Annotated in this window: 10 protein-coding genes; 1 reads left to right on the top strand and 9 read right to left on the bottom strand. The window is 59.2% G+C overall.

All coding sequences use genetic code 11. The features are described 5' to 3' along the window. Window positions 1-43: 43 nt before the first annotated feature. Window positions 44-1,252, top strand: coding sequence for a BaiN/RdsA family NAD(P)/FAD-dependent oxidoreductase (locus J4E08_RS10245; RefSeq protein WP_349538382.1), 1,209 nt, complete (start codon window positions 44-46; stop codon window positions 1,250-1,252). Here the strand turns inward: J4E08_RS10245 and murD are convergent. From murD to J4E08_RS10200, 9 genes are all read right to left on the bottom strand, one after another. Continuing rightward, on the bottom strand, window positions 1,244-2,647 hold the full coding sequence (gene murD / locus J4E08_RS10240) for a UDP-N-acetylmuramoyl-L-alanine--D-glutamate ligase (protein ID WP_349538381.1): 1,404 nt from the start codon (window positions 2,645-2,647) through the stop codon (window positions 1,244-1,246). The genes J4E08_RS10245 and murD overlap by 9 nt on opposite strands. 65 nt (window positions 2,648-2,712) lie before the next feature. Then, the gene (gene mraY / locus J4E08_RS10235; RefSeq protein ID WP_183963149.1) at window positions 2,713-3,795 is read right to left on the bottom strand and encodes a phospho-N-acetylmuramoyl-pentapeptide-transferase; all 1,083 of its coding nucleotides are present in this window, start codon (window positions 3,793-3,795) and stop codon (window positions 2,713-2,715) included. A gap of 12 nt (window positions 3,796-3,807) precedes the next feature. Beyond that, a complete protein-coding gene (locus tag J4E08_RS10230; RefSeq protein WP_349538380.1) occupies window positions 3,808-5,244 on the bottom strand; it encodes a UDP-N-acetylmuramoyl-tripeptide--D-alanyl-D-alanine ligase in 1,437 nt (478 codons plus the stop codon). Beyond that, a complete protein-coding gene (locus J4E08_RS10225; RefSeq protein ID WP_349538379.1) occupies window positions 5,241-6,722 on the bottom strand; it encodes a UDP-N-acetylmuramoyl-L-alanyl-D-glutamate--2,6-diaminopimelate ligase in 1,482 nt (493 codons plus the stop codon). Before J4E08_RS10225 ends, J4E08_RS10230 begins: the two co-directional genes overlap by 4 nt. Before the next feature lie 75 nt (window positions 6,723-6,797). Further along, window positions 6,798-8,591 (bottom strand): peptidoglycan D,D-transpeptidase FtsI family protein, encoded by a 1,794-nt coding sequence (locus J4E08_RS10220; protein ID WP_349538378.1) that lies wholly within the window; start codon window positions 8,589-8,591, stop codon window positions 6,798-6,800. Beyond that, the gene (gene ftsL, locus J4E08_RS10215; protein ID WP_349538377.1) at window positions 8,588-8,935 is read right to left on the bottom strand and encodes a cell division protein FtsL; all 348 of its coding nucleotides are present in this window, start codon (window positions 8,933-8,935) and stop codon (window positions 8,588-8,590) included. The genes J4E08_RS10220 and ftsL overlap by 4 nt, the downstream gene beginning before the upstream one ends. 12 nt (window positions 8,936-8,947) lie before the next feature. Next, entirely contained in the window at window positions 8,948-9,925 is a 978-nt protein-coding gene (gene rsmH / locus J4E08_RS10210; RefSeq protein WP_349538376.1) for a 16S rRNA (cytosine(1402)-N(4))-methyltransferase RsmH, read from the bottom strand. Beyond that, on the bottom strand, window positions 9,926-10,432 hold the full coding sequence (gene mraZ, locus J4E08_RS10205) for a division/cell wall cluster transcriptional repressor MraZ (protein ID WP_183963161.1): 507 nt from the start codon (window positions 10,430-10,432) through the stop codon (window positions 9,926-9,928). 919 nt (window positions 10,433-11,351) lie between these two features. After that, window positions 11,352-14,033, bottom strand: a complete 2,682-nt coding sequence (locus tag J4E08_RS10200) for an SGNH/GDSL hydrolase family protein (protein ID WP_349538375.1) — start codon at window positions 14,031-14,033, stop codon at window positions 11,352-11,354. Between the last annotated feature and the right edge of the window lie 11 nt (window positions 14,034-14,044).

Raw genomic sequence — 14,044 nt, 5'->3', positions numbered from 1 at the left:
AGGCTCTGGAGGATTTCGCCCAAGCAAAGGCAGGTGCGTTAACATGTCGAAAGCCACGCGATACGAGACCATCATTCTTGGCGCCGGCGCCGCCGGGCTGATGGCAGCGGCCCATGCCGGGCCGGGCGTTCTGGTGATCGACCACGCCAAAGCGCCGGGTGAAAAGATCCGCATCTCCGGCGGAGGGCGCTGCAATTTCACCAATATGGATGTGACGCCGGCCAACTACCTGTCGCAGAACCCGCATTTTTGCAAATCCGCGTTGGCGCGTTACAGCCAGTGGGACTTCATCGAGCTGGTCTCGAAACACGGGATCGCATGGCACGAAAAAACACTCGGCCAGCTGTTCTGCGATGGCAAAGCCACCCAGATCATCGACATGCTTCTTTCCGAGATGAACCGAGCCGGTGCAGAGCTCTGGCTGCGCACCAGCGTCGTGGACGTCGCGCATCGTGACGGCAGATTTACCGTTGTTTTGGAACGGGAAGGCCGTCGGACAGAGGCGACCGCAGCAAACCTTGTTTTGGCCACCGGCGGCAAATCGATACCAAAGATGGGCGCCTCTGGCCTTGCCTACGATCTGGCGCAACAGTTCGGGCATGACCTGGTCGAGACCCGGCCCGCTCTGGTCCCGTTCACTTTCGACAAGGGCCGCTTTGACGATCTGTCCGGGACGGCCCTGCCTTGTCGCCTGTCGAATGACCGCGCGCAGTTTGCCGAAGCGTTGCTGTTTACCCACAGGGGGCTATCCGGACCGGCCGTTCTACAGCTTTCGAGCTATTGGCGCGAGGGGGAGGAGGTCGTCGCAGACCTCGCCCCAGGCGTCGATGTGGTCGAGACCCTCAAGCAGGCGCGGCAGTCCAATGGCAGGCGCGCGCTCACCACGGAGCTTTCCCAGATATTGCCGTCGAAACTTGTGAGCCTTCTCGGGCAAACGCATGACCTGAAAGGCAATCTTGCAGATATCCCCAACGCGCGGATGGATGCACTGGCAAACGTTATCCACAACTGGCGTGTAAAGCCCACAGGCACCGAAGGATATCGCACCGCCGAAGTGACGCTGGGCGGGTTATCCACAGAAGGATTGGACAGCAAAACCCTGATGTCCAAGCATCTTCCGGGCCTCTACGCCATCGGCGAAGCGGTCGACGTGACCGGCTGGCTTGGCGGATATAATTTCCAGTGGGCCTGGGCCTCCGGCGTCGCCGCCGGAGCCGCCATTCGGGAGGCGCAGGTCAGGACTTTACTCTGACACTCCCAAGGCCTTTTGCACACAAGCGATGAAATCCTCGCCACGGCGCTCAAAGTTATCGTATTGATCGAAACTAGCCGCGGCCGGTGCCAAAAGCACAACCTCGCCTGGTTGCGCGTCTGAAACGGCACGTTGAACGGCCACCTCCATCGACCCGCAAATTTCTGCGTCAACCCCAGACAATCCGAGCGCAAACCCCTCGGCCTCCCGTCCGATCACATAGGCTTTTGCAACACGCTCCAATCCCGGCGTCAAAGCGTCCAAACCACCCTCTTTCATCAAGCCGCCGCAAACCCAGCGCACCCGGTCAAAGGCCAGTAGTGCCTTCAAGGCCGAGTCCACGTTTGTCGCTTTGGAGTCGTTGACGAAAATCACGCCTTTCGCCTCCGCAATACGCTGCGACCGATGTGGAAGGCCGCCGTAGCTGCGCAAACCCGCTTCGATCTCGCGAGGGCCGAGCCCCAGCGACCGGCACGCCGCCCAGGCCGCGCAAGCATTCTGATGATTGTGCGCCCCCGGCAAGCCCGCAACATCGCGCAGATCGACTGAGCCGACCTGACGCCCTTTTCGCCACTCCGCCAAAAACCCTTTTCGGGCAAAGACATACCACCCCGGGCCGGTGAGCTTTGTGGTGGCGATACGGATCACGCGATCATCGCCTCTTCCTTCGGACAGTTGACCGGCCAGAAACTGCCCCTCGACCTCATCGACGCCAATCACGCAACGGTCCGGACCACCTTCGGCAAAAAGCCTGCGCTTAGCAGCAAAGTATCCCCCCATCCCGGCGTGGCGATCCAGATGGTCTGGCGACAGATTGGTAAACACGGCCACATCCGGTGTCAGGCTTCGTGCAAGCTCCGTTTGGTAAGACGACAGCTCAAGCACGACGACACCGCCTTCAGCGGGAGGATCAATGTCCAGAACCCCGCGTCCGATATTCCCGGCCAACTGGCTCTGCCGTCCCGCTTGGGACAAAATGTGATCTATCAAGGCCGAGGTGGTGGATTTGCCGTTGGAGCCCGTCACCGCGACCACACGGGGCGGACGACCATATTCGTCGAAGTTGACACTAAACGACCGGAAGAACAGCCCAATGTCGTTATCCACAGCAACACCGGCTTGCAAAGCACTGGAAATGACCGGATTTGGGGCCGGGTAGAGATGCGGGATACCAGGTGATGTGACCAGGCAGGCCACGTCGTCGAACGCCCCGTCACCGGTCAGGTTTCGCGCCTCGAACCCTTCTGCCTCTGCCCGCTCTCGCGCGCTTGGCGTGTCGTCCCAAATCACGACGTCCGCCCCTCCGGCACGCAAAGCTCTCGCCGCTGCAAGGCCAGATCGACCCAATCCCAAAACGGCCACAGTCGCGCCGTCGAATCCTTGAACCGGTATCATGTCCTACCCCCGTTCACGACTGCGGCCCGAGACGTGCCCGGGCCGCTCAAAATTATCCAAATGTCTCAGCGTACTTTTAGCGTGGCGAGACCAATGATGGCGAGGATCAGAGAAATAATCCAGAAGCGGATGACAATCGTTGGCTCCGCCCAGCCCTTCTTCTCATAGTGATGATGGATTGGCGCCATCAGGAAGACACGTTTGCCCGTACGCTTGAAATACAGCACCTGAATGATGACGGACATCGCCTCGACCACGAACAGGCCCCCCACGATGCCGAGCACAATCTCGTGCTTGGTCGCCACCGCGATCGCGCCCAGGGCGCCACCCAATGCCAACGACCCTGTGTCGCCCATGAAAACCGCCGCTGGGGGCGCGTTGTACCAAAGGAAGCCAAGCCCTCCGCCGACAACACCCGCAGCAAAGATCAGGATTTCGCCGGTGCCCGGCACGTAATGCACGTCCAGATATTCGGTAAAGTCAACGCGACCAACGGCATAGGCAATCACGCCCAGCGTAGATGTCGCGATCATCACCGGCATGATCGCCAAGCCATCCAACCCGTCCGTCAGGTTCACCGCGTTGGCGGCTCCCACGATCACAATCATGACGAAAGGGATGAAGAGGAAAGACATGTTGATCAGCGTGTCTTTGAAAATTGGCAACGCGAGTTGATAGCTCAACTCTGGCGGATGATACTGTGCTGCCCAAAATCCAGCGACACCGGCGATCAAAAAGCCAAGCAACAACCGCACCTTACCCGGCACGCCTGCGGTGTTCTGCTTGCTGACCTTGGCGTAATCATCCGCAAACCCGATGGCGGCAAAGGCCATCGTGACGAAGAGCACCATCCAGACAAACGGATTGTCCAGCCGCGCCCACAGGAGAGTCGACGTGACCAAGGCGCCAATGATCAACAAACCGCCCATGGTCGGTGTGCCCGCCTTGACGAAATGCCCTTCGGGGCCATCCGTACGGATCGGTTGACCTTTGCCTTGCCGTTTGCGCAACACGTTGATTAACGGCAGGCCAAACAAGAATCCAAAGATCAGAGCCGTCAAAAATGCGCCGCCTGCACGGAAAGTGATGTACCTGAAAAGGTTGAAAAAATCACCGCCATCACTCAGTTCGGTCAGCCAATACAGCATGGCGATCCCTTCCTACCCTTCGAGTTCTGCGGGGGCTTGGCGCATTTTCCGAATGGCGTCAACCACGCGTCCGACACCCATGCTTAACGACCCTTTGGCCAGCACAACATCGCCGGCGTCGAGATCGTGACGGACCCGCTTTGCCAATTTGTCGCTGGTCTCGGCCCAATGTCCGCGGCGGTGCATTGGCAGGTTTTGCCAAAGCTGTCGCATCAGCGGTCCAATGCAGTGCACCACGTCGATCCGTTTCAGATGAGGATTGTCAGCCAATGCCTCGTGCAAAGCCGCTTCATCCCGGCCCAATTCCTTCATATCCCCAAGATAGGCGATGCGACGCCCCTTATCGTGACGCCCGACATGGTTCAGTGGCTCTGCCGCGGCGAGCACTTCCAGCGCGGCCCCCAAAGACGTCGGATTAGAATTGTAAGCGTCATCAATGAGTTCTAGCGACATCCGTTCGTCCACCGGATCTAGCTGGATGCTTTCACGCAGACCCCGTCCTGGTCCAGGTTGCCATTGCGCCAACGCAGCCAAAGAAAGCGCACGATCAAGTTTCAAGGCAGACGTAACTGCAAGTACGGACATCCCGTTCACAGCGAAGTGGCGACCCGGTACCATTACTTTGTACAAAACCGGCGTACGCCATGCGCGCCCCTGCACGACCGTGCAGTTATCTTGCACACGCACATCAGACACCCGATGGTGATTGTGCGCCGCCTCCCCGAAAGAGATACAGCGCTTGGCTTTTGCGCCTGCCGCATCGCGCAGGATATGGCTGACCGAAAGGTCTCCGTTGTAGATGGCAGTGCCGCGCGGCTCCAATCCATCGAATATGCTCGACTTTTCGCGAGCGATACCCTCAAGGCTTTCAAAAGCGGCCATATGCGCCGGGGCCACGATAGTGACAACTGCCACATGCGGACGCGCCATCCGCGCCAGAGGCGCGATTTCGTCTGGGTGGTTCATGCCAATTTCGACAACCGCGAAATCAGCATCCGCAGGCATACGCGCCAAGGTGAGTGGCACGCCCCAATGATTGTTGTAGGACTTTTCCGCCGCATGAACGGTGCCCTGTGCGCCCAGAACAGTGCGCAACATCTCCTTGGTCGACGTTTTACCGACGGAGCCTGTCACCGCGACAAGTCGACCGCGGAACCGTGCACGTGCAGCTTTGCCAAGTGCTTCAAGTCCGGCCTGTACATCGTCGACAATGAGCAACTTCTCGGGGTTATCCACACCTTCGGGGATATGGGTCACGAGGGCTGCAGCAGCGCCCTTGTCCAAAGCCTGCTTTACGAAATCGTGGCCATCCCGGGCCGCCTTCAAAGCAATGAACAGATCGCCGGATTCAAGTGTACGCGTATCGATGGATACGCCTGTTGCCTGCCAATCGGAGGCCACTGTACCGCCAGTTGCCGCCGCCGCGTCCCGAGCCGTCCAAAGCATCACAACCCCTTCCCGTCCAGCGCCGCCACTGCCACGCTGGCCTGTTCCACGTCGTCGAAGGGAAACACAGTCTCGCCAATGATTTGACCTGTCTCGTGCCCTTTGCCGCAGATCAGCAATGCATCACCGGGACCGAGTGCATCCGCCCCCCGCAGGATCGCTTCAGCGCGATCAGGCACTTCAATCGCAGAGGGCGCGCCTTCCATCACCATGGCGCGAATGGCTTTCGGATCTTCGCTTCGGGGATTGTCGTCCGTGACAATAACCGTATCCGCGTGTTCGGCAGCCGCCGCACCCATCAGTGGCCGTTTACCGACGTCCCTGTCACCACCTGCGCCGACGATGGCCACAAGCCGCCCCATGACGTGCGGACGCAGCGCCTGAATAGCCGTGGCAACTGCGTCAGGCGTATGTGCATAATCAACGAACACCGCAGCACCGTTGTCCCGTGTTGCCGCCAATTCCATACGGCCGCGCACTGTGCCAAGCAGCGGCAAGACATCGAAAACGTCATCTGGATCGCTTCCGCAAGCAATCACAAGTCCAGCGGCAAGCAGAACATTTTCCGCTTGGAAACCACCGATCAGGCCAAGCCTCTCTTGGCGAACCTCATCGGCAAAGCTGATCCGGATTTCCTGGCCAGTCGCGTCAAAGCGCTGCGCTTGCAAACAGATATCGGCCCCACTGCGGCCAACGGTCAGAACGTCCTGACCACGCGCGCGCGCGATCGCCAACATGTCCACACCCCGAGCGTCGTCGATATTAACCACTGCAACGCCATCTTCTGGAAGAACGCGGGCAAAAAGTCCCGCCTTGGCAGAGAAGTAGTCCTCGAAGCTCGCATGGTAGTCGAGGTGGTCCTGACTGAAATTGGTAAATCCCGCAGCCGTCAGCTGAACGCCGTCGAGCCGGCGTTGGGCCAATCCGTGCGAAGACGCCTCCATCGCCGCGTGGCTCACCCCGGATTCGGCCGCCCCGGCCAACATCCGATGCAGGGTAATCGGCTCCGGAGTGGTATGGCGCAAGGGCGCGGTCCAATCGCCCTCAACACCGGTCGTGCCAAGGTTCACCGCCCGTAGCCCAATTTCCTGCCAGATTTGTCGGCAAAACGTTGCAACCGATGTTTTGCCATTGGTGCCGGTCACGGCCACAACCGTTCCAGGCTGTGAACCGGACCAAAGCGCGGCCGTGTAGGCCAGAGCCTGCCGGGGATCTTCGGCAATGATCAGCCCCACTCCAGACGCTTCGATCACGTCCGCCGCCAGCTTAGCCCCGGTCGCATCTGTCAGAATGGCAACGGCGCCTTGGCGCACCGCGTACTCGATGAACTCTGCACCATGGACACGCACACCTGGAAGCGCCGCGAAAAGGTAACCATTCCTGACCTCGCGTGAATCCACAGCGAGGCCGGTAATCAACATGTCCCGGTTGCCTCGGGTTGTCAGCCCCAGGTCCTTCAGGCTTTTGGGTTCAGAAGTCATGTCCGCGCCCCTCATGGTCTCGGCAGTATGGTCAGAGCGGCCTTGCAGCCGCTCCTGCGCCCCGCAACCTTTCGCTCAGTCCGAGGCACTTGTCGTGACCAACTGCCCTGTATCGTAGTGTGGACGCAAGCCCAGAAGAGGCGCAATCCGGCCTATCATTTCTGCGGCCACCGGCACCGACGTCCAACCCGCGGTGCGGCGCGGTTTGGACCCTGCCGTGTCCATCGGCTCATCCAAGGTGACCACCAACACATACTTCGGGTTATCCGTCGGAAAAATCGAAGCAAAAGTGTTAATGTTCTTCTCCTTGTAGTAGCCGCCGCCGTTTTCTTTGGGCTTCTCTGCGGACCCTGTCTTACCGCCCACACTGTAGCCAGGAACCTCCCCGAAAGAGGCTGTCCCATCCTCGTTGCTGACGACCTCACGCAACATGTGGAGCGCGTCTTTTGCAACGTCTTCACGGAACACCACGTCTTGATATTGCGATGTCGTCTGCTTCAACAGAGTCGGTTTTACCATGTGCCCCCCATTGGCGATGGCAGCGTAGCCGGTTGCCAAGTGCAACGGGGTCGTTGAAATACCATGTCCGTAGGAAATGGTTACCGTGGACAGGTCCGTCCAGCGTTCGGGGATCAATGGCTTACCGCCGTGCGCCTCCACGATCTCCAACGGTGTCGGGTCGAACAAACCGAGGGTTTTCAGAAACGTCTGCTGCCGTTCCGGCCCAATTGCCAGCGCAAGCTTACCCGTGCCCCGGTTGGAGGATTTGACGATGATCTTCTCGACTGAAATCTTGCCATAGTTGTGGTTGTCGAACTCACCGATGCGGTGGCCACCGACTTTGAATGGCGGCGAAGTGTCGATGATCGTATCGGGCTGAACAAGATCCAGCTGCATAGCCTGGATGGCCGCGAAGATCTTGAAGGTCGACCCAAGCTCATACACGCCTTGCACGGCTCGGTTGAACAACGGGCTGTCTGACGGCCTGCCTTGGACTGCTGGGCGAGGCCGATCATTTGGATCGAAATCGGGCAGCGATACAATGGAAATCACCTCACCCGTGTGTACATCCATCAAGACCGATGCCGCCCCTTTGGCGTTCATCAGCTTCATGCCGGCATCCAGCACTTCTTCTGCCGCAGCTTGAACCGTGAGGTCGATGGACAGCGTCAATGGGACGCCTTCCCGGGCAGGATCGCGAAGCTCCTTGTCGAAAAACCGTTCGATCCCGGCAGTGCCGATCACCTCGGCGGAATGGACGCCTTCCTGACCGAAAGACGCCCCGCCCAGCACATGGCTGAGGATCGGGCCGTTCGGATAAAGGCGCATCTCACGCGGCCCAAACAGCAAACCCGGCTCGCCAATGTCATGCACGGCTTGCATTTGCTCCGGGCTGATTTTCTTGCGTACCCAGAGGAACTTACGCTTTGGGTCCATAAAGCGCGCTGCCAGCTTTTCGGCATCCAGATCCGGGAATATTTCTGCCAAGCGCTGCGCGGCACGCTGCGGTTCAATCATCTGCTGAGGATGCGCATAAAGCGAGTGCGTCGACATATTCGTCGCCAACAGCCGGCCATGGCGGTCCGTGATGTCCGCCCTGCTCGCGATGATTGACGCCCCTGACGCCTGGGCGCGCGGCTCCGACGGCTCAGAGGCCGATAGCATCCCCATCCGGGCGCCGATCACGCCGTAGGCGCAAAAAAACATGACGGCCAGGACGAGCAGACGCCCCTCTGCCCGCAGGCGCATACGGTCGCGCATGTCCTCGTGACGGATGCGGCGGTTCTCGCGTTCGATAGCATCGGGATTTTCACCCTTTTGACGTGCATCCAGAATGCGAGCCAGAGGGCGCAGCGGAATACGGGTCATGGGTTGCTTGCTCCCACGCTGGAGATGTCGACGCCTTCGCTGATGTCAATTTCAGGCGGCAATGGGTAGGCGACCTGGTCAATTCGTCCAAACTGATCGGGGCGAAGTGGGATCAATCCAAGCTTGTCAAAGTTGAGCTCTGTCAAATCGCGCAATCGGTCGGGGCGGTTCAGATAAGCCCATTCAGCACGCAGGATCGCAAGCCGTTCGCGCGCGCCGGTGATCTCTGCGCGCAGACCTTGCGCGCGGTCCAGCTCATCCTGAGTTTGGTAATTCTCGCGGTAGGCCCAGTAGCCGGACCCGATCACAGCCAGGGCCGCAAGTATGAACAACACGGTTCGCAAGTCACATCCCCTTTACTTTGAGCCACGCAACATCGGCATGGCAATTTCATCCGCCGCAACAGCGTCTGCGGGCAATTCCGTGCGCCGCGCCACGCGCAGCTTGGCCGACCGGGCACGCGGATTGCGCTCCAGCTCATCCGGGTCCGGCCCCAGCGCCTTGCGCGTCAGAATTTCGAAGGGCGCCTCAGCCTCGACCTTTTCGGTCGCATAGCGGTTGACGTGCCGCTTCTTGTCGCCGTGAAGCTGGAAAAACCGTTTTACCATACGGTCCTCAACGGAGTGGAACGTCACGACGGCCAGCATCCCGCCAGGCTTCAACACCCGTTCTGCCGCCATGAGCCCCTGCCAAAGCGCCTCGTATTCGCCGTTCACCGCGATGCGCAGCGCCTGGAAAGACCGCGTTGCCGCGTGGGCCTGACCCGGCTTGGTCCGCCCAATGACGCGTTCGATCATTTCCGCCAAAGGCAGCGTACGCTCAAAAGGCCGATCCTGCACCATGGCGCGGGCGATGCGACGGGACTGGCGCTCTTCTCCATATACATAAAGAACTTCTGCCAAAGCCTCGACAGACAACTCATTCACCAGATCGGCAGCAGTCTTCCCGGACTGGCCCATCCGCATGTCCAGCGGTCCATCGCGCATGAAAGAAAAGCCACGCTCCGCCCGATCGAGCTGCATGGACGACACTCCAAGGTCCAGGACGACACCGTCCGCGGCTTCTACAGCCTTATCCAGATTTGAGAAATTCTCTCGAACAAGGGAAATTGCAGGCCAATCTCCCAGCCAGCCTTCGGCCATGTCATGCGCCATCGGGTCGCGATCAATACCAATGACGCGCTCGGCCCCGGCCTTCACCAAGCCGCGGGCGTAGCCGCCTGCGCCGAAGGTGCCATCGATCCAAACGCCGCTGACCGGCGCCACTTCACGCAACAATGGCGCCAGCAGGACGGGAATGTGCGGCGCATCGGAGGTGTGCTCCGCATCGGACATTTAGAACCCCTCCTCGTCGAGCAACTGCACCGGATCGAAATCCTCGGGCAGTTCATCAAGATATTCTTCGGCCTTTGCGAGCTCTTCCTCTTCGTAGACCGTCGGCTCCCAAATCTGGAAGGTGTCCACATTGGAGGCGAAATAAGCTTCGTTTGTGATGCCGATCTTTTCGCGCAGCTTGGCCGACAGGACGATACGGCCTGTCTCATCAACACTGGTTGTCACGGAACGGGTGGAGAAGAGCCGCTCCAGAATGCGCCGCTTGGGGTCACCCCGTTTCATGGATGCGATGCGATCCTCGACCGCCTCCATCTCCTGAACAGTGTAGCATTCCAGGAACTTGCGACGGTGATCCCCGTAGACGATCACAAAGTTAGGGTTCAGACCTTCGGTCCAGTCAGGGTCACCGGCTTCGAGGACACGGCGAAAGGAGGCCGGAATCGAGACCCGCCCCTTCGTGTCGACCTTGTGCCGACTTTCACCTCTGAACCTCAGCCTGCGGCTCACTGCCTCTGGCCCTCCGCCCCCTGAAAAAATCCGTCTTCAAGACGTAAAAACGGCGGGTTGATCTGCTGCCACTGATCAACCCGCCGCTGACCCGCGTTGGCGGGTGTCTCCGACTGCGCGCGCCACCTGGGGGGATGTCTGCTCGCCCGCGCGCCGGATCCTTGTGTTCACGATGAAAGCGAGCGCCTGTATGAACCTGCTCTTTGTTATTGTTTTGAGTATCGGTTGGGATCGTTTGGTGTCCCGTATGCCCGTCTCATCGTGTGAATTAGGTTTGCCATGGGAATACATGGGAAGCAATAGAAATTTGGGGGACAAGTGGTGCTTGAAGCGGCATGACTGACGCCAGCCTCCTACCTATTGTGGTGAAATTGCGGTAGGACTCCGCCCATATGGTGCCATGCTGGCGCTTCGGCACCATATATTCCCAGACAGACGCCCGTAAGAAATGGCCCATGCTTTCCCAAAAAACTTCCCTTCGCGCGCTGCGAGTCCTCGAACTCGGCCCGGATCAAAACGAACAAGCAACGAACACGCTATCCGATACCTGTGTTATCCACAGATCTAGGGATTTATCCACAGGGAACCATCCCCGCTCGCGTCTCTGTGATTCGTGATTGCGGCCAGCTAGCGAAGTTCGCCCATGGTTTCCCATGAGCTCGAAATGGGACCGCATGGGACAGCCCAACGCGACGCGTTTCTTTGCAGTGCTTGTAGCGTGACGGAGATTTTTGCAGTCAGTAACACAGTCTTTTACAGCAACGCGGTTTTTGGCAGGGGGGCTTGCCCCCCCCCCCTTTAAGCCCCCCTTTACCGTCAGATGTTCGCCCCGACCGTCAGGTTCGTGGCGTTGATCACAGTGCAGTCGAAGTCGTTGCTGTTTGTTTACGCCCCGAGGCTCTCAGCCACCCGTGCATGATCAAGCCCATACAGTGCCATTCCATCGCTCCACCGTACCCGTCGTCGTGTTATAGAATTTGTAGCCGGTCGGGCACCCGATCGCGGATACTGCGTCCCGGTCAGCAGTCGGCCCTACTGACCACAGACCCAGCGGGCCGTACCAACGGTCGGAAAGCCAGCGCACCGCATAGCCCAGATCGGTCACGAGATATTCCCGCAGGCCTACGCCCACGGGAGGCAGCGCTGCCGCTGGGATTTCCTGCACAATCTGGTTCCACTGAGTGGTCGGCAAAATAAGACCATCCTCGAAGCTGGCCGACCGCAAATAAAACGTACCGCTCGTAGCTGTCAGAGTGACCTCCGATGCGGAACGCCCCGACGAAAATTTGAGAGCTTCACGCTGGATGGGATAGTACTGCCCAGCATCGGTCGCGCCGCTCATCGTGATCATTGCCGTCTCCTTTGTCGCGCCGTTCTCATCCACTGCGACCATTTCCACCGTAGCCGAAGCGCGTGGATAGAAACCGAAGCACCCCCGCCCGTTCCCGGCCAAGGTGATAGACGAGCCAGACGGCACGACCAAGGCCTCAAACCGCCTGTTGCCATTATTGTACTGCGAGCGCGCTATCGGGCCGGTGCAAGCAGACAGGCAAGACAGATCCGTCCAATCTCCAACCTTCGACCACCCCGCAGGCTGCGCAGATGGCATGAGGCTCTGCAGCACATCTGCGATGCGTTCGGCGATGATGCGTGTGGCGTTGGCATTGTAGTGCCGTTGCGGGCTTGTCTCATCAATGTAAGCCGACGGATACTCCCAGACCAACGAATATGTGTCGACAAATGGGACGCCGCAATCCTGTGCCATGCGGTAAAGGCGCGCGTTCCAGATGCGCAGCAGATGCTGAGATGCAACTCCGTTGGTGCCATAGTTGGCGCTGTACCAAGGAATACCCAAAAGGATCGGCTGAGCCCCCAGAGCCAGCGCCTTGGTCATGATGGATAGGATTGCCGCGCTGTAGCTATTCCAATCAGGAGACCCCAGCTTGATGTTATTCGTCCCGTACCCGATCACCAAATAGTCCGTATCGCTCGGCACATTCGCGGCGAAATTGCTGTTACCATACTCAGCGGTCTCGCCTGGGTATCCGCGCACCGTGATGGTGGAGGCGTAGAGGTGCGGGCGAGTAGCGGCGATGATGTCCAACTGCGCGCCATACGATTTCGAAAGCGGTCCAGCCCCGCCGAAATAATACCGGGTGTTGCTATCGCCGTAGCAGGTGATCTTCGGCGCTTGCCCCGACTTCGACTGCCGGATCTTGTCCCCGTACGCAAAGGTCAGATCAGCCAGCCGCTTTCGCACTGTCAAGGGAGCAAAGTCGCCACTCTCACTGTCCCTAAACTGCGCTGCAGCAGTCGTCTCCAGAGTGACTTTGGATGCCGTGACCGTGGTCACATACCTTCCTTCCTCAACATGCAGAACAGTGTTCGGACCTGCAGCCTCGATTGCAGCGGAATCGTCGGATGATCCGTCTCCAGTGGCACCAAAGTGCCGATCTCGAACAAAGCCGTCTGGCACCAACCCATCGACCAGAAGGTCAGCTGTCGCGCTGGCTGCACCCGTTGCAGTGCTGTCAGCGCGATATGCCAACCCGCCGATCAGACCGATCGACCCATCGGGAAAGCCAGCAAGTGCAGCGGCAGTCGCGGCGTCGCGGGTAGTGAAGTTGAAGCCCCCGCTTGCATCGGCGACCTTGATCCAGTTCGAGGCAAATGTCGTTGTACTGGCATCATCCACCAAAGCGACAATCCGATCCCCAAGAGCAAACTCCACACCATCAACCGTCCCCGCAGTCGTTGTCACCCAATATTGGCCAGCCTCCAACGACGTTGGGAATGCAGGTGATGAGGCATCGAAGCCACCCTCGGGCGCATTCACATTGAGCGAATGTTTCGCCAGTTCCACCGCCGCTCGATCTGACGCAACAGTGGCTTGGTCTTCTTTCACTTGGTCTTTTATCGCGATAATGTCGGCTTGTAGCGCAGCATCCGATACCGTCGAGGTCAGACGATAGGCTGATCCATCAAAACGGAAATCAACTGTGGAGCCCGCGACCAGATAGCCAGCAGAAAGAGGTGAACCCGAGTTGGTAACCAGATCGAGCGCGGGGCCATCATTGACCGACACTGTAACTGCAGCCGTGTTGGAACTGACTATTGGGAGTGCAAACAGCGTCTCATTCGCAACAGGCGACACGTAGCGCAACGTTGTTGCTTCAATCGCATTTACAGAGCCGCCAGAGGCGAGCGCCACGGTAGTTGATGTGCCTTGAACATCTCCGATCCGGACCCAGCGCTGCCAAGCTTCGTTCCACGAAAACCGTCCCGAATTCGACACCATCGAACCGTCATAACCAGTCGCACTGGCATCGGCATGCGTCCCGGTGTCGGTCGCCGGAACCTCAGCGCCTGCGGCGTCTTCAGATCCAGTAATTGACAATAGCGCCGACCAGCTCGGGGGGGCCAGCAAACCACTTGTGACCTGGCCTCGTATGGCCGTCAGCTCTTCAGCGATCGCGCCAGCCCCGGTCATCTGCAGCGCCAGAGACGCGACGGAGATCCGCCCCGTGGAGCGATCTCGGATGGCTGTCAGCGTGTCAGCGCTGGGAATTAGCGGTTTTTCTGTAACTGGAATACCGGGCATTTTACTCCCCC

Origin of the sequence: Sagittula sp. NFXS13, assembly GCF_040148795.1 — a bacterium.
GTDB classification, from domain to species: Bacteria; Pseudomonadota; Alphaproteobacteria; order Rhodobacterales; family Rhodobacteraceae; genus Sagittula; species Sagittula marina.
The sequence above is the reverse complement of the archived record's forward strand: the minus strand, read 5'-3'. Positions and strand labels throughout refer to the sequence as shown.